The 22,054-nt window shown below is 63.1% G+C and carries 18 protein-coding genes, 1 tRNA gene and 1 pseudogene; 8 read left to right on the top strand and 12 right to left on the bottom strand.

What is annotated here, in order from left to right:
• Positions 1-7 precede the first annotated feature (7 nt).
• Positions 8-433, bottom strand: coding sequence for a hypothetical protein (locus Q4F19_RS04190; RefSeq protein ID WP_303540143.1), 426 nt, complete (start codon positions 431-433; stop codon positions 8-10).
• Between the two features lie 286 nt (positions 434-719).
• Positions 720-1,295 (bottom strand): recombinase family protein, encoded by a 576-nt coding sequence (locus Q4F19_RS04185; RefSeq protein ID WP_303540141.1) that lies wholly within the window; start codon positions 1,293-1,295, stop codon positions 720-722.
• Between the two features lie 169 nt (positions 1,296-1,464).
• On the opposite strand from Q4F19_RS04185, the pseudogene Q4F19_RS21415 reads away from it, so the two are divergent.
• The 3 genes and pseudogenes from Q4F19_RS21415 to Q4F19_RS04175 form a co-directional block, all read left to right on the top strand.
• A pseudogene (locus Q4F19_RS21415) lies at positions 1,465-1,647 on the top strand (DUF4236 domain-containing protein); the annotation flags it as partial.
• A 126-nt stretch (positions 1,648-1,773) separates the two neighbouring features.
• A complete protein-coding gene (locus tag Q4F19_RS04180; protein WP_303540139.1) occupies positions 1,774-2,124 on the top strand; it encodes a hypothetical protein in 351 nt (116 codons plus the stop codon).
• Positions 2,125-2,516: 392 nt separating this feature from the next.
• Positions 2,517-4,385, top strand: a complete 1,869-nt coding sequence (locus Q4F19_RS04175) for an NACHT domain-containing protein (protein ID WP_303540137.1) — start codon at positions 2,517-2,519, stop codon at positions 4,383-4,385.
• A gap of 313 nt (positions 4,386-4,698) precedes the next feature.
• Here Q4F19_RS04175 and Q4F19_RS04170 read toward each other — a convergent pair whose 3' ends face one another.
• Positions 4,699-5,052 (bottom strand): hypothetical protein, encoded by a 354-nt coding sequence (locus Q4F19_RS04170; protein ID WP_303540135.1) that lies wholly within the window; start codon positions 5,050-5,052, stop codon positions 4,699-4,701.
• Between the two features lie 132 nt (positions 5,053-5,184).
• On the opposite strand from Q4F19_RS04170, the gene Q4F19_RS04165 reads away from it, so the two are divergent.
• From Q4F19_RS04165 to Q4F19_RS04155, 3 genes are all read left to right on the top strand, one after another.
• Positions 5,185-5,391, top strand: a complete 207-nt coding sequence (locus tag Q4F19_RS04165; protein WP_303540133.1) for a helix-turn-helix domain-containing protein — start codon at positions 5,185-5,187, stop codon at positions 5,389-5,391.
• Between the two features lie 82 nt (positions 5,392-5,473).
• Positions 5,474-5,671 carry a hypothetical protein gene (locus tag Q4F19_RS04160; RefSeq protein ID WP_303540132.1) on the top strand — a complete coding sequence of 66 codons (198 nt, stop codon included), beginning with the start codon at positions 5,474-5,476 and terminating at the stop codon, positions 5,669-5,671.
• Between the two features lie 361 nt (positions 5,672-6,032).
• Positions 6,033-6,109: transfer RNA gene (locus tag Q4F19_RS04155), tRNA-Arg, on the top strand.
• A gap of 289 nt (positions 6,110-6,398) precedes the next feature.
• Here Q4F19_RS04155 and Q4F19_RS04150 read toward each other — a convergent pair.
• The 5 genes from Q4F19_RS04150 to Q4F19_RS04130 all read right to left on the bottom strand — a co-directional run bounded on the left by Q4F19_RS04150 (position 6,399) and on the right by Q4F19_RS04130 (position 12,489).
• A complete protein-coding gene (locus tag Q4F19_RS04150) occupies positions 6,399-7,664 on the bottom strand; it encodes a TolC family protein (protein WP_303540130.1) in 1,266 nt (421 codons plus the stop codon).
• Positions 7,657-10,098, bottom strand: coding sequence for an ABC transporter permease (locus tag Q4F19_RS04145; RefSeq protein ID WP_303540128.1), 2,442 nt, complete (start codon positions 10,096-10,098; stop codon positions 7,657-7,659). Before Q4F19_RS04145 ends, Q4F19_RS04150 begins: the two co-directional genes overlap by 8 nt.
• A 10-nt stretch (positions 10,099-10,108) precedes the next feature.
• Positions 10,109-10,789: an ABC transporter ATP-binding protein gene (locus Q4F19_RS04140; RefSeq protein ID WP_303540126.1), complete on the bottom strand. Its 681-nt coding sequence runs from the start codon at positions 10,787-10,789 to the stop codon at positions 10,109-10,111.
• Between the two features lie 12 nt (positions 10,790-10,801).
• Positions 10,802-12,091: an efflux RND transporter periplasmic adaptor subunit gene (locus Q4F19_RS04135; RefSeq protein WP_303540125.1), complete on the bottom strand. Its 1,290-nt coding sequence runs from the start codon at positions 12,089-12,091 to the stop codon at positions 10,802-10,804.
• Positions 12,092-12,186: 95 nt separating this feature from the next.
• Entirely contained in the window at positions 12,187-12,489 is a 303-nt protein-coding gene (locus Q4F19_RS04130) for a UrcA family protein (RefSeq protein WP_303540124.1), read from the bottom strand.
• A gap of 228 nt (positions 12,490-12,717) precedes the next feature.
• Here Q4F19_RS04130 and Q4F19_RS04125 point away from each other — a divergent pair, with 228 nt between their 5' ends.
• Together Q4F19_RS04125 and Q4F19_RS04120 are read left to right on the top strand one after the other, a co-directional pair.
• Positions 12,718-14,127, top strand: a complete 1,410-nt coding sequence (locus Q4F19_RS04125) for a sigma-54-dependent transcriptional regulator (RefSeq protein ID WP_303540122.1) — start codon at positions 12,718-12,720, stop codon at positions 14,125-14,127.
• Complete coding sequence (locus tag Q4F19_RS04120; RefSeq protein ID WP_303540121.1) at positions 14,117-15,454, top strand: sensor histidine kinase; 1,338 nt, start codon at positions 14,117-14,119, stop codon at positions 15,452-15,454. The genes Q4F19_RS04125 and Q4F19_RS04120 overlap by 11 nt, the downstream gene beginning before the upstream one ends.
• Positions 15,455-15,525: 71 nt before the next feature.
• Here the strand turns inward: Q4F19_RS04120 and Q4F19_RS04115 are convergent, their stop codons facing one another.
• The 4 genes from Q4F19_RS04115 to Q4F19_RS04100 are packed head-to-tail and all read right to left on the bottom strand — an operon-like array spanning position 15,526 to position 22,053.
• Positions 15,526-17,238 (bottom strand): response regulator, encoded by a 1,713-nt coding sequence (locus Q4F19_RS04115; RefSeq protein ID WP_303540120.1) that lies wholly within the window; start codon positions 17,236-17,238, stop codon positions 15,526-15,528.
• A 2-nt stretch (positions 17,239-17,240) separates the two neighbouring features.
• Positions 17,241-17,789: a chemotaxis protein CheB gene (locus Q4F19_RS04110; protein WP_303540118.1), complete on the bottom strand. Its 549-nt coding sequence runs from the start codon at positions 17,787-17,789 to the stop codon at positions 17,241-17,243.
• An 8-nt stretch (positions 17,790-17,797) separates the two neighbouring features.
• Positions 17,798-18,646 (bottom strand): CheR family methyltransferase, encoded by an 849-nt coding sequence (locus Q4F19_RS04105; RefSeq protein ID WP_303540116.1) that lies wholly within the window; start codon positions 18,644-18,646, stop codon positions 17,798-17,800.
• A complete protein-coding gene (locus Q4F19_RS04100; RefSeq protein WP_303540114.1) occupies positions 18,631-22,053 on the bottom strand; it encodes a response regulator in 3,423 nt (1,140 codons plus the stop codon). The genes Q4F19_RS04105 and Q4F19_RS04100 overlap by 16 nt, the downstream gene beginning before the upstream one ends.
• Position 22,054 lies beyond the last annotated feature (1 nt).

Raw genomic sequence — 22,054 nt, 5'->3', positions numbered from 1 at the left:
CGATCGGCTACGCGGCTCTAGAGGGCTGGTACTCTTCGCCGTTCAAGAGGTCGGCGATAACGGATGAACTTTCCTCGTCACCGACCAGCACAGGCGTCCCATTAGTCACATTCTCTGCAAGCGCCTTACTAAATGCCTCGCGCACCTCTGCCTTAGTGAAGTTGCCCGGCACCTTGACCGCAATACGAAACTGCCGGGGTAGGTCCGCCTGATCGAGAAAATCGCTGAAAGCGGAGAGCCGCGTGCGAGTCATTCGCACAAACTCTTCGCCAAGAAGCAACTCGTTAAATCGCGCGATAGTGCGACTTACGAACAAGGCTCTGGTAGGCTCATCAACCCCAAAGAGAGAGTGTTTACCACTGGCGTCCACCAGATCATATGCGATATGCTCGAATACATCATTATTGATCGGGCGGATTTCATGCATCATCATTGTCAGTCTCCTGCGCGAAGAAGCGCGCCGGAGCCCCCATTAGCGCCAAAATCTCGGCTGACAACAGCTTTTTGTTCTATAGCTTGGACATTACTGTTATAATTAACATTATGCCGTGCATTATTTGTCTGCTTTTGATAAGGCGCCAGCATCATTTAGTGTTCTATTTATGATTATCACTTGTGTGAGGTTACCTAAATCAAACAGCCAACTGAAAAGGGGCCGTATCGGCCATACCTGGCAAAATCTAAGACTCTGCCCTTCGAAGGCTGTGGGCGGCGGGCCGCTAGCCCGCGCAATACCTAGCTACCGTCGCCTTGCTAATCCCGAACTTCACCATCGTCTGCGATATGCTGGCCTTGTTCTCTCTACGCCACGCCACAACCGCTTTGGCGTCCGCTGCCATCGGTCTGCCTAGGCTGACCTTACCCCGATGGGTCCGACCTGTGGCGGCTAGGGACGCTTTTGCTGCCGCGCGTCCGCTATCGCAGCGCTCTTTGATCCTCTGGCGTTCCATGTCCGCGATCTGCGCCAAGACTGCGACGATTAGTTCGCCCACCCCCTTGCCGATGGGGCCAAGGCCATGAACGTCGAGCGTAACGCCCATGTTCAGCAGCTTTCTAACGGTTGCCTGCGCATCGAGGGCGTCACGTCCTAGCCGGTCCAAGGCATAGACCGCGAGTTGGTCGCCTTCTCGTATATAAGAGAGCAACGCGGCGAAGCCGGGGCGATCTGCTGCCATTGTGGCACCGCTGATCCCCTCGTCCACGAACTCGCGATCGAAGTTGCCGCCTAGGGCTTGCCGTTGCGCTTCCACGCTCTGGCTGGCGGTGGAGCAACGTAGATACAGAATGCGGCTCATATCGCGATCCTTAAGCGACTCGAAAGATACTGTATCTTAGTGAGACAGGCTCACAACGCCAACTAGTATCTTTTGGAGGATCGGTATCTCCAAATCCGGGTAGGTTCAAAACTTGTAAGCGTGAGACAGGCCGGCGGCTCGACTCGTAACGGGAACGTAGGCAAAAGCTGTGGCGCTCTTGGGGGAGGGACCAGTGGGGAATTTTCGCTTTCGCAAGTCTGTTCGGATCATGCCGGGAGTCCGCGTCAACCTTTCCAAGTCGGGTGTCTCCACCAGTATCGGAACCAAGGGCGCTACCGTAAACGTATCCAAGAAGGGCGTGCGCACCACCGTCGGCATCCCCGGGTCAGGTATATCGTACAGTCATTTAGCGAAGCCGGTCGTTAGTCCTGCGAAGCCAATCGTCAAGCCAGCGTCATATCGGGAAAATCGAGTAGATGACGTAGGTCGCTCGTCATTATACTGCCTTATAAGCGGCTTGTTTTCGCTGGTGCTATTTTACAATAACGATACGTTTATTAAAGTCTTGGTCATCGTACCAGCGGCGCTGTCGGTGATAGCACTGATCAGCGCGTTGGTAGTGAGACTGCAAGCTGCCGCGTCAGACCGGCCGCATCGGCCGACACCGAAAGAAGCGATCCCGTCGAACCCTGCACCCCTCGCACCAGACCGCCGCCCGGTCGATCGCGTATGGGACTGGTTCAAGCGCGAAATCGAGGATTTCAGCCCCCAAGCTCGGGAGACGGCTATCGCACTTCGGACCACGAACAATGCAAGAGGGTTGGATGCCTTCTGCCGACAGCAGGGCGCAACGGGCGGGCAGTCCTAGGGGCGGGCGGCCGGAAAAGGGACGGTGACGTCCGAACCGGTGGGGTGAGGTTCGGAAGACGAAGGCGGGAGGGACAATGCCCAACGGCGTCGCTAGGCGTCTAAGATTAGACGCGAAGCGCTTATCGGGCGTTGAGCTCTTTGCGCACCAATGTGGAGGCGAAAGTTCTTTCTGACGAGGCTTAGTAGTGGTCAGCGAGAGACGAGACAGCGGATGCACGCTAGCACGGCTCAAAATCGTTCGGAGCGGCCCACCAAATTTCGATAGCGCCACGGCATGACTCCGAGACATGCATCTCGATCGTCGTCGCTTGCAGACCTAGGCGGTCTCGTTCAAATTCCGTATCTCTGTCAGCGGGCGGAGGCTGGTTCGCGAAGAAAGGCAAATAAATGGTGGCAAAGTCGCTCGTGGATGCTCTTAGCCATTTTGATGCGCAAGCAGTTATTGGCAAGGCCCTAGCTGCGTCCGCTCCCAAAATCGCCTCGCAAATTGGGGACCAGGTCAGGCGTACGCCGGAGAAGGTTGCTACGGCACTTGGTATCGGCTTCGGGCACCACCTCCAAACGACGTTTGAAAAATGCTATAAAGTAAAAACGCTGATATATCGTGAAGAGTCAGTCGAGCTTCTCTCCCAGTATGTCTCGATAAAACTCCAAAAGCGGCGATCCAAGGTTACCGATAACTACCTTATTGAGAATCTAGAAGAGTATAAGAATGTTATTATTCAGGGCTCTGGAGGCTCTGGTAAAACAATGTTTATGAAATATCTTGCTCTTTGCCGCTTCGAAAATCCGAGGGGCAGGATACCGCTCTTTATAGAGCTGCGAACTCTGAGCTATGGGAGCGAGAAATCATTTGAGCGACTGATCTTCGAAGACTCTGCTTCCAAGAAAAGTAGACTGACATTCGAGCAATTCGAGAAGGGGCTTATATCCGGACTTTTTCTTGTAATTCTGGACGGTCTTGACGAGGTCGACCCCTTGCATAGGGAATCTGTCTACCGGGAAATAGGAAAGTTTCCTGTAAGGTATCCTGACAATATTCTCATCATCTCCTCAAGAGAGGATAGCGGCCTTAACGGCTGGGCGCAATTCGCGTGCTTTAATGTGCTGCCGCTCGATAAAAGGCAGGTTACATCAGTTATAAAGAAAATAGAGTTCGACAAAACTATAAAGGCAAAATTCCTAAAGGACCTTAGCAGCTTTCTGTATGATAAGCATAAAAGCTTCCTCACTAATCCGCTTTTGGCAACTATTATGCTGTTGCGTTATGATCAGTTTGCGGATTCGGGCGACAAGATATATATATTTTACGACCAAGCGTTCGAAACTCTATTTTTTAAACATGATCTATCTAAAGGAGTTTATGAGCGGAAGCGCTATAGCGCGATCAGCGTGGACGATTTTAGAAACTTCTTTTCAGCGTTCTGCTTTGCGACCTATGCAAACAATAAATATGCTTTTTCGAGGCTCGAAATTATATCCAGGATTGAAAAATCGCTAAAGTATTGCTCGCTTTCAGCGTCTCCCAGCGCGGTCCTCAAAGACCTTATCGAAAGCGTATGTATTATGCAGGAAGATGGCCTCTTGTATACCTTCGTACACAGGTCGTTTCAAGAATATTTTGCCGCGCTATTCGTATCCGAATACAGAGGCGACAAAGCAGTCGAGTATGTAGCCGCTTTAATGCTTAAGAGCTCTACCGAAAGTGCCGGAGCCATTCTGAAGGAAATGGCACCGAGGATGGTCGATAAATTGTGGGGCCTGCCGACCCTCGAGAAAATGACTTCGTTATTTAGTGATCGGGCGTTTGTTGAAAACCCGGGGATGATCATTCTAAAGCTGTGTCGTCGTCTTTATGTTTCAAGAGATGGTCAGGTCGATGGATTCGGTATCGAGACGCTGGGAACTGAGTGCATGCAGCTTGGAAGCTACTATAAGCTCAACTCGACAAAGTTTCTCTCGCAAAAGCTTTTGTTTAACTCTAAGGATCATCTTAACGAGGTGAGGTCAAGGCTGCCTGAAAAAGAGAGATTGAGATTTGTAAAAAGGATTTCACAACTTAGCGCCCCTAACGATCTGATAAACGATCGGGTTATTGATGAGGCAGACAACTACTGGCTTGTCCATACGAACGCGCCTGGGTTATTTAACGAAATGGCTGGTGTCTTCGCGCGAGGTGCTTCGGAGTTACGTGACAAACTAGAATCACTTCGGGCTGCAGATGAAAATTTGATCGAGCTTAACTTGATCGAGGGGTAGGCGACTCAACTATTAAAACCCCAATCCTTAGTCAGGAACGGGTTTGGCTCATCTGGCCACAGGAGCCCCAGTGGCCGCGCGGGTGACATTGGGAAAGAAGGGCGATCAGTGTAGCGATAACCGCGACCGCAAGCCCGAAACAGCCAAGCTTTGCCGAAGGGCCTCCTTGGAATCAACCGGGGCCGTTCGTTGCCGGCGTCTAAAGCGACGATCCCGGTGGCTCTATCACAATGAGCGCATCCGGTCCCGTCGGTTGGGTGCCACTGTTGGCAGCGCGGGCATTGCCGGATTGTGGACGGGTTCTCACTCGCTTTCATTGGCACGACGCTAGCTTGGCTCGATCGCCTTCCGGTAGTTTCGTTTTCAAATGGAAGTAGGTCGTATCGCCCGATCGATCTAAAGTCACGACGCCGCCTGCGCCCGCCGTCGTAGTGCGATAATATAGGCTTTCATTGGGCCGATCCGGGGACCGATAGACAACCGGTGATCCTGCCATGTCGAGCCCAAGAAGGCAGCGCTCTACGTCGAACACGGACTTTGACGTGCTGTAAGTAGCCTTATCTGGCTCCAAAATCGCCTTGGTCAGATTATACGCAAACGTCGGCGCGGCTGCTGACATGGCCAAGCCCATAAATGCCGCGCGGATCGTGCAATCTTTTAAAACCATTCCTAGCCCTTCGGTAGCTAGGGGCTAGTTCACACACTTTCTGTGTGAAGCTCAATACCCTCGACAAGCCGCGCGATGTCAGAGCGTCGGGGCTTCAAAGCTAAGGGATTTCAGGACGCTCGATACCGGGCGGTGATCAGCGCGCTTATCGATGAGCGGAAGGCCAAGGGGCTATCACAGGAAGCGTTCGCCATATCGATCGGGCGGCATCAGCAATTTGTTTCCCGGTACGAAAGTGGCGAGCGTAGGCTAGATATAGTCGAATTTGCGGACGTTGTTCGCGCGCTGGGAGCCGACGTGGCGGCTTTGGCGAACGGAATACCCGAAGCCGAAAAGTAGGAAGCGGGCAGTCTAAGCTTGACCGACTCGCCGCGCATGTTCCTATTATGTTCGCAACGAGCCATCGTCAGTGAGACATACGATGCAGCATGATCCGACCATGCGGGCCGCCGCGCGCGCTGTTTTCGAAACCGTCTACCCTAGCAACGAATGGACACCCGTTAGCTTCGAAGAGGCCGAACGGTTCGGCACGATCCATTATCGCCAAGCTTTAGAAGCGGCCGCGCAGGTAGGGACAAACTTAGCCTGCGATCCACGACGCCAGCTCGCCCTTCTCTGATGCGACGGAAGGGTGAAAAGCCGGTTGTAAGGCACCTGACGCGATGGTCGCCGGATCATCCCGTTGCCCGCGCGATAAGGGATGGCGATTTTTGGTTCACCGCATGGCAGAGGCAAGAATGTACGTCCGACCAGAAGCTAACGCGATTAACAGGCATTTCCACCGGTCGCTTTACAGCGATGGAGATGGGTTACGGGGTTTCTAGGTCGGAGGTTGATGCGTTGGGAAGGGCGTGGGGCGTCAGTTCAGCCGACCTGATTGAGTCGATGGGGGGCAAAACGAGGGTAATCGAGTAGCTTCCGCCGTCGCCTACTCCCAGGGTTGTCGGCTACAAGTAAGGAGGGCTAAGGCACCCTCGCGTGGTCCCGTAGCTCAGCCGGATAGAGCGCCACTTTCCTAAAGTGGGCGTCGGGGGTTCGAGTCCCTCCGGGACCACCATCATAATTTTTGTTACCCTGCTGATTACCCCATAAATTGCGATGTCTGCTAAGTTACTGAAATTCCGTGCGCGAGCGCAGTTTTCCTAAACCGCAGGTCGGGAGTTCGAGTCTCTCCCGGGGCACCAGGCAGTCTTAGTCCACGCATCCGGAACCGGCGGCTGATCGGGGCGTCGGGCTACTTGAATCCCCCGTGCCACTTTGCCGAGGCGTGTGGATCGCGACCCCTTTATGTCGCCCCTGCGTTCGTGCTCTGCTGAAACGCGGCGACGCTTGGGGTTTGGCACATTCTACCGGGGCTGCGGCTCTGCAAAGGCGTCGCGATCCAGACCACCGATGGCCCGCAGAAGAGCAGCTTGCGCGATCAGCAGATCGCTGCGGTTGCGGGCGAGCGCGAGCTGCGCCGCACGCAGGCTCTCATCCGCGACGAGGATATCGAGCGTGGATCGTAAGGCGAACGCATATTCCGCCCGGACCCCCTTGAGCGCGATGTCGGCGGCGGCGACGCCGGCGGCATTGGCGGAGGCCTGCCCCTGCGCACGCACCAGCGCCGCCCAGGCCGCATCGGCCGAGCGGATCGCGTCCCGCTCTGCGGCATCGCGATCGAATTGCGCGGCGCGATAATCCGAGCGCGCCTGGCGGACCTGCGAGGCGACGAGGCCGCCGGTCAGGATCGGCACATGCAGGGTCAGCCCGCCGCTCGCCGCCTGATTGTAGAAGCGATCCCCCGTGCCGGCGAAGCGGCCGTTGTAACCATAAGCTCCCGAAAGCCCTGCGCTCGGCGCGCCATTCGCGTGGGCCGCGTCGATCCGGGCGGAGGAGGCCTGCGTGATCTGCTGGCTCTGCCGATAGAGCGGGTTGCTCGCCAGCGCGAGTGAGCGCGCCTCGTCCAGCGTCGCCGGCAAAGTGGCGGGTGCTGCGGATGGCGCGGTCAGCGTGTCGGGATCGTGGCCGACCGTCGCGCGATAGGCGGCGCGGTCGGAGGCGGCCAGCGCCCGCGCATCGGCGAGCGTCGCCTGCGCGCCGGCAAACTGCGCCTGAAGCCGGGCGACGTCGGTGAGCGTCGAGGTGCCGAGCTTGAAGCGCGCCTGCGCCTCGGCGATCTGATGCTGGAGCAAGGCGAGATCGGCGGTGGCGATCGCGACCGCCTCCTGATCGTAGAGCAGATCGGCATAAGCGGCGACGACGCCCTCCAGCACCACCGCGCGCGTATCGCGCAGCCCCTCTTCGCCGGCGGCGACGTCGCTCCGCGCGGCGCGAACCGCCGACTTCACGCGGCCGCCCGTCCAGATCGGCAGCTCAGCTGACACGGTAGCGCCGCCGCCTTTGCCGTAATCGAAGCGATCATAGCCGCCGGCGGCGTCGGCCGATGCCGCGAGGCGCCCGGCAGACCGCGCCTGCTCGATCGTTTCCGCCAGCGACTCCTGGCGGGCGCCTGCCGCCGCCAGGGTCGGGTTGCTCGCATAGGCCGCCTCGATGGCCTGCGCGAGCGTCTCCGCCGGGACCGGCGCCGCGACGAGGCAGGCGGTGCCGAGCAGAAGCAGCGTTCTAATCATGGCGCAGCGCCCAGGCGGGCGCGGCGCGGGCGGCGCGCAGCGATTGCGCGAGCACCGTCAGCACCGCGATCGCCAGCGCCAGCAGGCTCGCCGCGACGAAGTAGAGCGGCGACAGCGCGATCCGATCGTCGAACCCCGCCAGCCACGTCCGCGTCGCGAAGAAAGCGAGCGGCCAGGCGAACAGGTTGGCGATCAGCACCGGGCGCAGGAACTGCCCGACCAGCAACCGCACGATGTCGCTGGCCGACGCCCCCAGCGTCTTGCGGATGCCGATCTCCTTCACGCGGCGCGCGGTGTTGAACGAGGCGAGCCCCCACAGGCCGACGCTGCCGATCGCCACCGCGAGCACCGCGCCGATCGTGAACAGGCTCGCGGCGTGATCGTCGCGCTCGTAGAAGCGGTCGAGCGCCTGCACCGCCGTTTTCGCGTTGAGCGGCACCTGCGGCGCGGTTTCCCGCCACACGCGCTGCACCGCCATCATCATCGCGCCGGGATCGCCCGTGAAGCGCAGGATCGCCATGCCCATGTTCGGGTCGCGCAGCTGGAAATGATAGAGCGTGGGCGGGACCGGGCTGCGCGCGGAGCCGAACCGCATGTCGGCGACGACGCCGATGACCGTCTTGGGCGTGTCGCCCCCGAAGGTCTTGCCGATCGCGGCCTGCGGCGAGGCGAAGTGCAGCGCCTGCACCGCGCTCGCATTAAGCACGACGTTGGCGCTGAACTTGCCGTTCGGATCGAGCGCGGATGCGGCCAGGTTGGCGTTGACGTCGCCGGGATGCGCGGTGTCGAACAGTCGGCCCGCCAGCAACCGTGCGCCCATCACCTCGAAATAGCCGGGTGTGGTCTCGAAAAACTCGATCGCGGGCCCGGGACCCGGCACGCCGGGAATCTTGAAATTGTTGGACGAAGTGAAGAAGCCGCCGCCGGGGACGGTATTGCCGACGCTGGCCGCCGTCACGCCGCGGAGCGTGCGCAGCCGGCGGACGATCATGGCGCGCTGCCCGGCATCGAGACTGCTGCTGGCCAGCGATCGCACCAGCATCAGGTTGCCGCGATCATATCCCGGATCGGCCGCGCGGATGTGGCGCGTCTGGGCGACAAGCACGAATGTGCCGACCACGAAAGCGATCGCGATCGTGAACTGCAGCACCACCAGCGCCTCGCGGATCCGCGTGCCCGCGCGGCCGCCGCCGGGCGAACGCGCCGAGGCGAGCACCGCCGCCGCCGGGAAGCGCGACAGCACCATCGCCGGATAAAGGCCGGCCAATAAGCCGACGATCAGGACGAGGGCGACGAGCGGCAGCAGCACGCCGGCTGACCCGAAATACTCGATCGTCAGCGGCAGGCCGCCCGCAGCGTTGACCAGCGGCAATCCGCATTCGGCAAGCGCGAGCCCCACGAACGCGGCCAGTGCGGTCGTGGCGATCGCTTCGAGCGTATAATGGCGGGCGAGCGTCCGACGGTCCGCGCCGAGGACCTTGCGCATCGCTACCTCGCGCGCCCGCAAACCGGCGCGCGCGGTCGCGAGGTTCACGTAGTTCACGATCGCGATCAGCAGAGTCAGGATCCCGACGAGGCCGAGCGTCGTCACCGTCAGCGCCGAACCCGGCGTCTCGAAGTGCGTGGCGGTAAAGCGCTTGAGCGTGAGCGTCAGACCGAAGCCGCCTTCGACCGGCGTCTCGCTTTGCACATGGCGAGCGACGACGCCGTCGAGCTGGCCGGCGAAGCGCTGTGCCGCGGCTTCATTCGGCAGACGGACGAAGGTGGTCGGGCTCGAATAATTCCACCAATGATCGTTCTTGTAGGCCGGATCGGCCTTGTCCTCGACGGGCACGAAGCGGACGATCATGTCGAAATCGAGATCGGTGTTCCGGGGCAGATCGGCGATCACGGCGGCGACGCGATAGCTATGTTGGGCGCCGTTGTAGGTGAGCATCATCGTCTTGCCGACGGGCGAGATCCCACCGAAATAGCGCGTCGCGATCGCCTGGGTGACGATGATATTGGACGGATCCGCGAGGACGCCCTTCACGCTGCCCGCCACCACCGGCAGGTCGAATACCGCGAAGAAGTCGTTGTCGACGCGCGCCAGTCGTTCGCTGACGCCGATGCCGTCCTTGATCACGGTGGCGTTCGGGGTGTCGATCCGCGTGCCGATCGTTGCGGGAAGATCGCGGCTGATCGCGCTCCAGGCTGCGATCGGCGTGTTCTGGCGGGGGCGCGAAGCGACCGTATCGTCGTCGGCCCGGCTCTCAATCAGGTAGATCTGGTCGGCGTGCGGGAGCCACCGTTCGTAGCTCGTCTCGAAACGGACGAAGAGGCCGAGCACGAGGAACACGGCGATGCCGACGGCGAGCCCGCCGATATTGAGGCTGGCATAGAGCTTGTGGCGGGTGAGCGACCGGTAGAAACCGAGCCAGGCGATCTGGTTCATAGAACGGTCCTCAGAGCGCGCGGTCGACGGACGAGACGATGCGGCCGTCGAGCATGTCGATCCGGCGCCGCGCGATGTCGGCATGCGCGGGCGAGTGGGTGACCATGATGATCGTCGCGCCCTCGGCGTTCAGGCTGGTCAAGATGTCCATCACCTGCGCACCGTTCTCGGTATCGAGATTGCCGGTGGGTTCATCGGCCAGGATCAATTTGGGATCGCCGACGATGGCGCGGGCGATCGCCGCGCGCTGCTGCTGGCCGCCCGACAATTGGTGCGGGAAGTGGCGCGCGCGGTGCGAGATGCCGACGCGGTCCATCGCGGCCGCGACGCGCGACCGGCGGTCGCCTGCGCCTGCCTTGCGATAGGCGAGGCCGAGCTCGATATTTTCCTGGATCGTCAGCTCGTCGATCAGGTTGAAGCTCTGGAAGACGAAGCCCAGGGTCTCGCCGCGCATCTTCGCCAGCGCGGTCTCGTCCAGCCTGGCGAGATCGCGGTCGCCGAACAGATATTGGCCCGAACTCGGCCGATCGACCGTGCCGAGGATATTGAGCAGGGTCGATTTGCCGCAGCCAGACGGCCCCATGATCGCGAGGAACTCGCCCGCGGCGACGTGCAGGTTGATGTCGGCGAGCGCGGTCGTCTCGACTTCGTCGGAGGCATAATGGCGCTGGATTGCGGCGAGCTTGATCATGATGCGTCCCGTCTAGCGGATGTTGAGGATGTCGCCCTTGATGGACGCGGTGTTCGTGGTGACGATGCGCTCGTCGGCCGCGAGGCCCGAGAGGATTTCGGCCTGCTGCGGGTTGCGCCGGCCGGTCGTGATCGCGCGGCGCCGGGCATGGCGGCCATCGGCATCGAGCACGAAGACCGAGGTGCCGCCGCCGCTATCGAGCCAGCCGCCGACGGGCGCGACGAGCGCCTTCTGCGTCGCGCCGAGCGTCACGCGCGCGTCCATCGTCTGGCCGCGGCTGAGCCCGGCGGGGGCATGCCCGCGAAAGCCGAGCTCGATGCGGAATCGCCCGTCGGCGACCGCGGGCAGCACCTTGCTGACGACCAGCGACGCGCCTCCGTCAGCGGACGCCTGCTGGCCGATCCGGACGCGGCCGAGATAATATTCGTCGACATCGGCGACGAGCTTCCACGATCCCTCGCTGTCGATCTGCCCGGCGGGGTCGCCCGCCTTCAGCGTCTGGCCGCGCTGGATCGTGAAATTGGTGAGACGTCCGCCGACGGGCGCGCGGATGATCAGCGCGTCCAGGCTGGCGCGGACCGCCGCGAGATTGCCCGACAGGCGCGCGCGGGTATCGGCGAGGCGCTGCGCCTGCGTGCGGGCGATGCGGCTTTCGGAGGCTTCGCCCGATTGCAGCTGCGCCAGCCGTTTCTGCTGATAGGCGGCCTGTTCGGCATAGCTGGCGATACCGGCGTCCGAAACGAAACCCTGATCGTGCAATTGTTGCTGTACCGACAGATCGCGCCGTGCCTTGATCGAATCGTAACCGGCCGACGCGGTCTGCGTGGCGCGATCGAGCCGGCTGCGCTCGAGCTGGAGATCGTCGCCCGAGACCGTGCCGAGCTGGCTGGCGATCGTCGCCTCGCGCGTCAGCACGTCGAGCTTGAGCGTCGGATTGGCGAGCGTGGCGAGCGGCTGGCCGGCGGCGACCATCGCGCCATCCTGCACGAGCAATGTCTCGACTTGGCCGCCCGACAGCGCGCCGACGAAATTGGTGACGGCGGGCGCGACGGTGGCGCGGACGGGCAGGTAGTCGGCGAAGGGCGCGCGCGTGACGGCACCCGTCTCGGCATCGGCGGCGGCGATGTCGGTCGATCCGGTCGACGGGATCAGGCGCCACGCAAGCACCGCGAGCGCGACGATGGCCGCGGCGATCGTGAAGCGGTGCCATTTGGGCGTGCGCGGGCGCTCGATGCGACGGTCCATCGCGGCGCCGTTGCTGGCGGCGGTCGGCAGGGCCTGGGAATCCAAAGGCGACATCATCTTCTCACTTCGCGCCCGCGGGCGGGCCTGCCCCCGAAGTGTCCGCCAGCGGACAGTGGTGGCTGCTGGCGGACAGTCGGGTCGATTGGCACTGCTTAGCGTGCCGCGAGGATCGTCCCGGCCGCGTGACGGAGGCGGAGCTCGCTCTGGGCCTGCTCTTCGACGACGTTGATGCAGGCGGCGTCGCCGAGCCGATCGGTCATCGGGGTGGTGCAGACGGTCTTCGCCGCGCGGTGGATGCGCTGGTCGAGGTCTGCACGGCCGCTTGCGGTCGCAAGATCGCCATAGCTGTACTGGACCGCGACCTGGCGGAGGCGGGTCGTCGCCGAGGCGGGGACGGTAGCGACGAAGCCGGCGGCGACGGCGAGAGCGACGGTGACGGTGGAGAGGCTGCGCATGACTGCATTCCTTGTGCTGTGATCCGGCTAATGCCGTTGCCACAAGCAATGCAGGGGCCGTGCCAGTTTGCTCCGCACACCTGAGAAACGGCTTTTTCGTCCCGAATTTGGCCGATGCCCGGCCACGGGGTGATCGCGGGTGGACAGCAGGTGTCCGCTGGCGGACAGTGGCACGGAACTTGATAGACAGGCGTCGATCGATGCCACGGCATCGCCAGGAGCCAGACCATGCCGCGTGCGCCGTCCCCCACTTCCCCGCGGTTCGATCTGTGCGTCATCATCGACGACGATGCGGACATATTGCTCGCCGCACGGCTCGTGATGCGCCAGCTGTTCGACGAGGTCGTGACCCTGGACTCGCCCGCCGAGGCACTCGAGATGATGCGGACGCGGACGCCCGACGTAATCCTGCTCGACGCCAATTTCGCGCGCGGCGCGACCGACGGATCGGAGGGCTTCGCCTGGCTCGGGCGGATGCTTGCGCTCGATCCGGCGGCCGCGATCGTGCTGATCACCGCGCATGGCGGGGTTCAGATCGCGGTGGAGGCGATGAAGCGCGGCGCGACCGACTTCGTTTCCAAGCCCTGGGCGAACGAACGGCTGCTCGCCACCGTCCGCAGCGCCGCCGCACTGCGCCGATCGCGGCTGGAGACGGGCGTGGAAAAGGCCAAGGCGCGGACGATCGCCGCGCCCGCGCCCGGCAGCGAGCTGCTCGGCGTCTCGCCCGCCATGGCGCGCGTCCATGCGCTGATCGACAAGGCCGCGCCGACCGACGCCAACGTGCTGATCCTCGGCGAGAACGGCACCGGCAAGGAGCTTGTCGCGCGCGCGCTCCACCGCCAGTCGCGCCGCGCCGACGAGATCATGCTGTCGGTCGATCTGGGCGCCGTGACCGAGAGCCTGTTCGATTCCGAGCTGTTCGGCCATGTGAAGGGCGCCTTCACCGATGCGCGCGCCGATCGCGTCGGCCGGCTGCAGGCCGCCGAGGGTGGCACCTTGTTTTTGGATGAGGTCGGCAACCTGCCGCTGCATCTCCAGCCCAAGCTGCTGACCGCGCTCGAGCAGCGCCAGGTGACCCCTGTCGGCGCCAACAGGCCCGTGCCGATCGACGTGCGGATCATCTCGGCGACCAATCTCGCGATCGATCAGCTCGGCGACGAGAGCCGCTTCCGCCAGGATCTGCTGTTCCGGCTCAACACGGTCGAGATCGAGCTGCCGCCCTTGCGCGAGCGGCGCGAGGACATCCCCCTTCTGCTCGACCATTTCCTGGAAACCTATCGGCGCAAATATGCCAAGCCCGCGCTGGCGGTGCCCGATGCCGTGCTCGCGGCGCTGACCGCTTATGACTGGCCGGGCAATGTCCGTGCGCTGCGCCACGCGGCGGAGCGGGCGGTGATTCTCGCCGAGGGCGACACGCTCGCGCTCGCCGATTTTCCGCTGCCGCGCGCCAACACGGCGTCCGCCGCGGCGCCTGCGACGGTGGCGCCGGGCGAACGCGATCTCAATCTGGAGCGCGCCGAGCGCGACCTGATCGAGGCCGCGCTGAAGAAGCACGGCTACAACATCTCCTATGCGGCCGCCGATCTCGGCCTGACGCGCGGCACGCTTTACCGGCGGATGGAGAAATATGCGCTCTAGCGGGCGCTTCGTCGTCGCGTTCGGCGGCTATCTGGCGCTGCTCGTCGGCACGATCCTGCTGCTCGCCTGGATCATGCCGCGGCCGGGCTTCGTCGCGACGAAGATCCTGGCAGGGGTCGTCGCGATCGCCTTGCTTGCGGCTCTGTGGCGGCAGACGCAGCGCACCAACGTCGCGGTGGCGCGCTTCGTCTCGGCGCTCGATCATGGCGATCTCGCGCAGACCTTTCGCCAATTGGGGCAGGGTACGGGCTTCGACCAGCTTGGCGCGGCGCTGGATACGGCGCTTCGGCGTCTCCGCGACGAGCGCATCGCCGACGCCTCCGACAATCGCTTCGCCGCCGCGCTCGTCGACGAGGCGCCGACGCCGCTGCTCGCGATCGATCCTACGGGCGTGGTGCAGCTCTCGAACAAGCGCGCGCGCCGCCTGTTCGGCGGATGGGACGGGCGCCGCATCGCCGAGTTCGCGCATTACGGCGCCAGCTTTTCGAGCGCGCTCGAGCTGATCGCGCCGGGCGAGCGGCGGATGTGCCGGGTGGCGGTCGCGGGCGTCAGCGAGCGTGCGACCCTGGCCTGCGCCGGGGTCGATCGCGGCGGGGCGCTCTGGCGGATCGTGTCGGTGCAGGTGATCCAGAGCGAGCTGGACGCGGCCGAGATCGCGACCCAGTCCGATCTGGTGCGGGTGCTGACGCACGAGATCATGAATTCGGTGACGCCGGTCACATCGCTCGCGGCGAGCGCGGCGGCGCTGATGGCGTCGATCGACACGGGAGCGGACGCCGGGATCACCGATGCGCGCCTCGCGGTGGAGGCACTGGCGCGGCGGGCGGCCGGCATCATGCATTTCGTCGAATCCTATCGCGAGTTCAGCATCGCGCCGGCGGTGACGGTTACCCGCTTCGCGGCAAAACCGTGGCTCGATGAGATCGCGCGCCTGTTCTCCGCCGCGCCGCATGCCGCGGGCGTGTCGCTGGACGTGCAGGTTCTGCCCGACTGGCTGGAGATCACCGCCGATGCGGACCTGCTCGCGCAGGTTCTGCTCAACCTGCTGAAGAATGGCGCGGAAGCGATGCTGGATCAGCAGGACCGCCGCCTGTCGGTCGCGATCTCGAACACGTCGCAAGGACGCACCCGGATCGTCGTCGACGACAATGGCCCCGGCATCCCGGCCAGCGTTGCGGCGGATATCTTCCTGCCGTTCTTCACGACCAAGCGCGCCGGCACCGGCGTCGGCCTCAGCTTCGCGCGGCAGATCGTGCTGCTGCACCACGGTTCGATCGAGGTGGGCCGGAACGATCAGGACGGCGCGCGCTTCGAGCTTATCCTATGAGGGCCGCGCTTTCCGCGCTGTATCGGTTGCGTCCGAAAGCGGATCGAAGCCGATGACATGCTTCGATACGCTCATCTGCCTTGTTCCGCACCATCGACGGAGTTGACGGCCTCGCCGACCTTCATCGCGAGATCCTCGAACGAAAAGGGCTTCGTGATCATCGTCATATTCTCATCCAGGAAACGCGATCTGAGCAGCGCATTTTCGGCATATCCCGTAATGAACAGGATCGGGAGATCGGGCCGGTGCAGGCGTGCACGTTCGCCCAGCTCACGACCGTTCAAGCCCGGCAGGCCGACATCCGAGATCATGAGATCGATCGGTTCGCTCGAAGCAAGAAAAGGCAATGCCGCCAGCGGATCGGCGAACTCGACGCACTGATAGTCAAGCTCTTCGAGGACTTCGCGGACAAGCATGCGCACCGCGGGATCATCTTCGACGAGCAATATGCGCTGTCCGGTTCCACGCGGCACGCTCGACGACACGGAGGTTTCGGTAACGGGCGGCGCGTCCGTAACCGGCAGATAGAGCTTGATCGACGTTCCCATGCCCATCAGGCTATGGATGCGCACGGCGCCGCCTGTTTGGCGGACGAAGCCATAGACCATCGACAGGCCCAGGCCGGTCCCGTGCCCGAGCGGCTTGGTCGTGAAGAACGGGTCGAATGCGCGCTCGATGATGTCCGGAGACATGCCGGTCCCGCTATCCGATACTGCAATCACCACATAGCGGCCGGGGGACAGACCCGGACGCGACGCGACATAGGCTGCGTCCAGATCCACGAGGCTTGTCTCGACCGTGAGCGCGCCTCCATCCGGCATCGCGTCGCGGGCGTTGATGCACAGGTTGAGGATCGCATTTTCCAGCTGGTTGGCATCGACCATCGCTGCCGGCAGGACGGGGGCGAGCTGGACGCTGAAATCGATCTTCGCATCGATGGCGCTTTCCAGCAGGTTGGTCATCGTGGTGACCAGCGCGTTGATGTCGACCGGCTTCGTATCGAGCGACTGACGGCGTGAAAACGCCAGCAGCCGCTGTGTGAGCGCGGCGGCGCGGGTGGCGGATGTGGATGCCGCGTCCATATAGCGATCGAGCGCGTCGACCTTACCCTCGGCGATCCGCCGCTGCATGAGATCCAGCGAACCGATGATGCCGGTGAGCATATTGTTGAAATCGTGCGCGATCCCGCCGGTGAGCTGACCGACGGCCTCCATCTTCTGGCTCTGGCGGAGGAAGGCCTCGGCTTTTTCGCGTTCCGCGGTTTCCGCCTGCAAGCGCGCGAGCGCGTCTTCCAGTTCGGCGGTGCGCTCCTTCACCTGATCCTCGAGTGCGTCAGCCGCCTGGGCCAGCGCGGTGGCGCTCGCCTCGAGCGCGTCGCGCTGATCCTGGATCAGGCGGCGCTGATGATGAAGATCGAAGAAGACATTCGCCTTGCTGCGCAGGATGTCCGCCTCGATCGGCTTCTGGATGAAATCGACGGCGCCGGCTTCATAGCCGCGGAAGCGCCGCTGATTGTCGGCCGTTCCGGCTGTCAGGAAGATGATCGGAATGTGGCGCGTCCGCTCGTTGCCGCGCATGAATTCGGCCAGCTGAAAGCCGTCCATCCCCGGCATCTGCACGTCGAGGAGCGCCAGCGCGACCTGCTCCCTGAGCAGGAGCTCCAGCGCCTCGTCGCCCGATTGCGCTTTCAGGAAAGCCAGCCCGTCGCGGCGCAACAGCGCCTCGAGCGAGAGCAGGTTCTCGGGGAGATCGTCCACGATCAGGAAATTTATCGGGCCGGGCACGCTTACGAAGCCTCGATCGCGAGGAGGCGCGCCGTGATGGCGTCCAGCGAAAGGCGCGTCGCCTGCGGGCAGCGCGCCAAAGCGCCGCTCGGCATGGCCTTCGCGAACGCTTCGGCGGGATCCTCGACCAGGGCGACACCTCCCGCTTGAGCGACTGCCACAAGACCGTCGGCGCCGTCTTCGTTCGCGCCCGTCAGGATGATGCCCGTGAGATCGGCACCATAGGCATCCGCCGCGCTCTCGAACAGCACGTCGATCGAGGGTCGCGAATAGAGAACCGGCGCGTCCAGCGAGAGCGAGATCGTGCGGTCCGGCTCCACCAGCAGATGGTAATCCGGTGGCGCGAAATAGATCGTTCCCGGGAGGATGGGTTCCTTGTCCTCTGCTTCTTTCACGGCGAGCCGGCATTTCGTCCGAAACAATTGAGGCAGATCCGAGCCGTCGGCGGGCACATGGACGACGATCAGGATCGGAATCCGATACTGTTCGGGGAGTTCGGGGAGAATCCTCGAGAGCGCCTGAATGGCTCCCGCCGAAGCCCCGATCGCCACCGCCCGCCTCACTGATCGTTCCGCTGATAGATGCGTTCGTCGGAGACGAATTCGGTGAAGGCGCGATTATGCTCCGAGAAGCGCAGGCTCTCCTTGGAGCCGAGGCCGAGAAACCCGCGGCGCGGCAGCGAATCGCGAAAGAGCCCGATCGCGCGATCCTGAAGCGGCCGATCGAAATAGATCATCACGTTGCGGCAGGAGATGAGCTGGCATTCGGCGAACACCGCATCGGTCACGAGGCTATGATCCGAGAAGACGACGCGTGATCGCAGCGACTTGTCGAAGACGGCGCGGCCATAGGCGGCCGTATAATAATCGGAGAGCGACGATTTGCCGCCGGACCTCTGATGATTGGTGGTGAAGGCCTTGATGCGATCCAGCGGATAGACCCCGGCGGACGCGGCCGCCAGAGCGGCTGGGTTGATGTCGGTCGCGTAGAGCATCGTCCGGTCGAGCAGCCCTTCCTCGCGAAGCAGGATCGCGAAGGAATGGACCTCTTCGCCGTTGCTGCAGCCCGCAATCCACATCTTGAGCGAGGGATAGGTGCGCAGGTGCGGGATCACCGTCTCGCGGATCGCGCGGAAATAGCTCGGGTCGCGAAACATGTCGCTGACCTGGACGGTCAGGTAATTGAGCATGCGCGGCACCATGGCGGGATCCTGGAGGATCGCGTCCTGCATGGCGGAGAAGCTCGCAAAGCCGAGTTGCTCGCGCGCCTGATGGAGGCGCCGCTTGATCGATGCCCGCGCATAATGCCGGAAATCGTAATGGTAGCGACGATAGAGGGCCTCCAGCAGGAGGGGTATCTCAATGTCCTCGATCGCTTCGCTCACGGCATCCCCTAACGTGGCATCCATACGCGCACGAGCGACAACAGTTTCTCCACGTCGAGCGGTTTCGACATATAATCGTTGGCGCCGGCGGACAGGCAGCGCTCCTGATCGTCCGGCATCGCCTTGGCGGTGAGCATGATGATCGGAAGTTCCGCGAACCGGCGATCGAGACGGATGCGGCGCGTGGCCTCCAGCCCGTCCATGACCGGCATCATCACGTCCATGAGCACAAGGGCGATGAGGTTGGACGCCTGCGCGTCCTGCGCAATCAGCGCGTCGAGCGCCTCCTGGCCATTGCGCGCGATTTCGACCGACGCGCCGCGCGGCTCCAGCACGCTGGTCAGCGAATAGACGTTCCGCACATCGTCCTCGACGATCAGGATCCGCCGGCCTTCCAGGACGGCATCGCGATTGCGCGCCGCGTGGATCATCTTCTGGTGCTCGGCGGGGAGCTCGGCGACGACCTGGTGAAGGAACAGGGAGACCTCGTCCAGGAGCCGTTCCGGGGATTTGGCGCCCTTGATGATGATCGAGCTGGAATAGCGGCGCAGCTTCTGTTCGTCCTCCGCGGTCAGATCATGGCCCGTATAGACGATGACCGGCGGAAACGAATGATCGCCCTCGGCGCTCAGCGTCTCTAGGACCGAGAAACCGGATGCGTCGGGAAGCGTCAGGTCCAGCACGACGCAGTCGAAAGTCTGTTCCTTCAGCAGCGCCAGCGTTTCCGCGGCGGTGCCGACGCCGACCGTCTCTACCTCGCTCGAGCCCAGGAGCCTGCCGACCGCGTCCCGTTGGACGGGATCGTCCTCGACGATCAGCACGCGACGCAGGGTCCGGGTCAGCTGTGATTCCAGCGTCCCCAGCGCGTGGGCAAGCTCCTCGCGCTTCACCGGCTTCACGAGATAGCCGATCGCGCCGAGCGAAAGTGCCATCTGGCTGTGATCGCTGCCGGAAATCACGTGGATCGGAATATGGCGCGTCGTATCGTCCCGCTTCAGCCGATCGAGCACGGCGAGGCCGCTCTGGTCGGGCAGGCCGATATCGAGAATGAGTGCGCTCGGTCTGAAGCGCTTGGCGAGATCGAGCGCCTCTTCGGCCGTGCTGGCGACGAGGCACTGGAAGCCGGCTTCCCGCGAAAGATCGCAGACGATGCCGGCAAAGGTACGATCGTCCTCCACGACGAGCAGGATGCGACGGGCCTGCTCCAGCCGGTGCCGGTCATCTTCGATCGGGCTTGCGGGACGCACAGGCGACGGCAGCCGGACGGCGGCGGGGTTCGGCGAGGGGGCGGGAGGATCGGGCTGCGCCGGGACCTGCGCGGGATCGTAGGTCAGGGGGATCGTGACGGTGAAGGTGCTGCCCTTGCCCGCCTCGCTCGCCACGCCGATCGAGCCGCCGAGCAAGCGGGCGAGTTGCCGGGAGATCGAGAGGCCGAGGCCCGTGCCGCCATATTTGCGGTTGATGGCACCATCGGCCTGACGAAAGGCTTCGAAGACGGCCAATTGCTGCTCTTCGGAGATACCGATCCCGGTATCGGTGACGGCAAATGCCAGCCGCCCGCCATCGACCGCGCCGATGCGGAGTGCGACGCTGCCTTTTTCGGTGAATTTGAAGGCGTTGGACAGGAGGTTCTTGAGCACCTGCTCCAGTCGCTGGCGGTCCGTGACGATCATCGCGGGCGCATCCTCGGCGATCTCGATCGCGAACGGGAGGCCGCGCTCGCTGGCGACGGGATCGAATGTCTGCCGCAGATCTCCGGCCAGCCGCTGCAACGACAGATCCTCGGGATGGATCTCCAGATGTCCGGCCTCGATCTTCGACAGATCGAGGATGTCGTTGATCAGCGTCAGCAGATCGTTGCCGGACGCCTGTATCGTCCGCGCGTAGCGGACCTGCTCGTCGGAGAGCGTGCTGTCGGGATTGTCGCCCAGCAGCTTGGAGAGGATCAGCAGCGAGTTCAGCGGCGTCCGGAGCTCGTGCGACATGTTGGCAAGGAAATCGGACTTGTAGCGGCTGGCCTGCTCGAGCTCGCGGGCCTTCAGCTCGATCGACGCGCTCGATCGCGCGAGATCGTCTCTCTGCGCCTCCAAGATCTGCGCCTGTTCTTCGAGCTGCGAGTTCGTCTGTTCCAGCTCGGCCTGTTGCTGCTCGAGGTGGACGTGCGACTCCTTCAGCGCGCGGCCCTGCTCGTCCAGTTCCTCGTTGGAGACGCGCAGTTCCTCGCTCTGGACCTGCATTTCTTCGGCCTGGCGCTGGGTCTCCTCCAGCAGGTCCTGCAGCTCGGTCCGGTATCGGGCCGAGCGGAGGGCGACACCGGCGGCCGTGGCGATCTGCGAAAGGAAGGTGAGGACACTCTCATCGACCGGCTTGAAGAAGCCGAACTCCACGACCGCGTTGACGAGGCCATCCGCGCTGAACGGTGCGATGACGAGATGGCGGGGTTTGTCGCGTCCGAATGCGGAGCCCACCGCGAAATAGCCTTCGGGAACGTCGTCGAGCACCAGAGGGCGACCATCCGCGGCGACGCGGCCCAACAGGCCCTCACGCAACGTGAAGCGTTCGGCGACCGCGGCATCGGTCGGGATGCCGAGCTGCGCCGCGCGCGTGAAGACATCGCCATCGCGTTTGAAGAGGATGCCGGCCTCCGCGCCGAGATACGGCGTCAGGAAGTCGAGGATGCCGTCGCCGAGATCCGAGATCGTCTTGTCGCCGAGGATGGCCTGGGCCAGTCCGAGCTGGCCCTGCTGAAGCCACGACTCACGCCGCCGACCGGCGTTTATTCGGAAGAGGAGCATGCCGACGAGCAGCGTGAGGGCGACGCCGGAAAGCGCCGTCGCCGCGCCGGTGATGACGGCGTAACGCGAGGCGGTCGCCATTTCAGCCAGCCGCACGTCGCGCAGCCGTGCTTCCTCCTGGCCCATGATCGCCAATTCGCTGCGGATGGCATCCATCTCCAGCTTGCCGCGATCCGTAACGACCACCGCCAGCGCCGATGCGACTCCCCGAGATCGGCGCAGGTCGATCGTTTCGCGAAGCTCGGCGAGCTTGGCGGCTACGTGGGGCCTCAACTGCGCCAGATTTTGCCGCTGAGCGGGATTGTCCGCCGTCAGCAGGGCGATGGTCGCGATGTTCGCCGCGGCTTTCGGCAGCGCATCCTGGTAAGGCTGCAGATATTTCTCGTTGCTGGTGAGCAGGAAACCGCGCTGACCGGTTTCGGCGTCCTGCAACGCCGACAGCAGAGTATCCAGCGTCAGGATGACTTCGTGCGAGTGCACGATCTTCTCGTTGTCCGCCTTCAGCACCTGCACATTCGAGTAGGAGCTCAGGCCGCTGATCAGGAAAAAGAGCAGCGCGACCGCCACGCCCACCGCGGTCCAGAGGTCGGCGCCCGTCCGCGAGACTGTGCTGAAACGTGAAGTTTTTTGGGGCATG

The sequence above is a fragment of the Sphingomonas natans genome (assembly GCF_030546695.1).
Taxonomy (GTDB): Bacteria; Pseudomonadota; Alphaproteobacteria; order Sphingomonadales; family Sphingomonadaceae; genus Sphingomonas_I; species Sphingomonas_I natans.
This window is presented reverse-complemented; position numbering and strand designations above follow the sequence as displayed.

Coding starts and splice junctions, on each gene's coding strand:
- Q4F19_RS04190 (WP_303540143.1), bottom strand. CDS start 433: ATGATGATGCATGAAATCCGCCCGATCAATAATGATGTATTCGAGCAT.
- Q4F19_RS04185 (WP_303540141.1), bottom strand. CDS start 1,295: ATGAGCCGCATTCTGTATCTACGTTGCTCCACCGCCAGCCAGAGCGTG.
- Q4F19_RS04170 (WP_303540135.1), bottom strand. CDS start 5,052: ATGGTTTTAAAAGATTGCACGATCCGCGCGGCATTTATGGGCTTGGCC.
- Q4F19_RS04160 (WP_303540132.1), top strand. CDS start 5,474: ATGCAGCATGATCCGACCATGCGGGCCGCCGCGCGCGCTGTTTTCGAA.
- Q4F19_RS04150 (WP_303540130.1), bottom strand. CDS start 7,664: ATGATTAGAACGCTGCTTCTGCTCGGCACCGCCTGCCTCGTCGCGGCG.
- Q4F19_RS04145 (WP_303540128.1), bottom strand. CDS start 10,098: ATGAACCAGATCGCCTGGCTCGGTTTCTACCGGTCGCTCACCCGCCAC.
- Q4F19_RS04140 (WP_303540126.1), bottom strand. CDS start 10,789: ATGATCAAGCTCGCCGCAATCCAGCGCCATTATGCCTCCGACGAAGTC.
- Q4F19_RS04135 (WP_303540125.1), bottom strand. CDS start 12,091: ATGATGTCGCCTTTGGATTCCCAGGCCCTGCCGACCGCCGCCAGCAAC.
- Q4F19_RS04130 (WP_303540124.1), bottom strand. CDS start 12,489: ATGCGCAGCCTCTCCACCGTCACCGTCGCTCTCGCCGTCGCCGCCGGC.
- Q4F19_RS04125 (WP_303540122.1), top strand. CDS start 12,718: ATGCCGCGTGCGCCGTCCCCCACTTCCCCGCGGTTCGATCTGTGCGTC.
- Q4F19_RS04120 (WP_303540121.1), top strand. CDS start 14,117: ATGCGCTCTAGCGGGCGCTTCGTCGTCGCGTTCGGCGGCTATCTGGCG.
- Q4F19_RS04105 (WP_303540116.1), bottom strand. CDS start 18,646: ATGGATGCCACGTTAGGGGATGCCGTGAGCGAAGCGATCGAGGACATT.
- Q4F19_RS04100 (WP_303540114.1), bottom strand. CDS start 22,053: ATGCCCCAAAAAACTTCACGTTTCAGCACAGTCTCGCGGACGGGCGCC.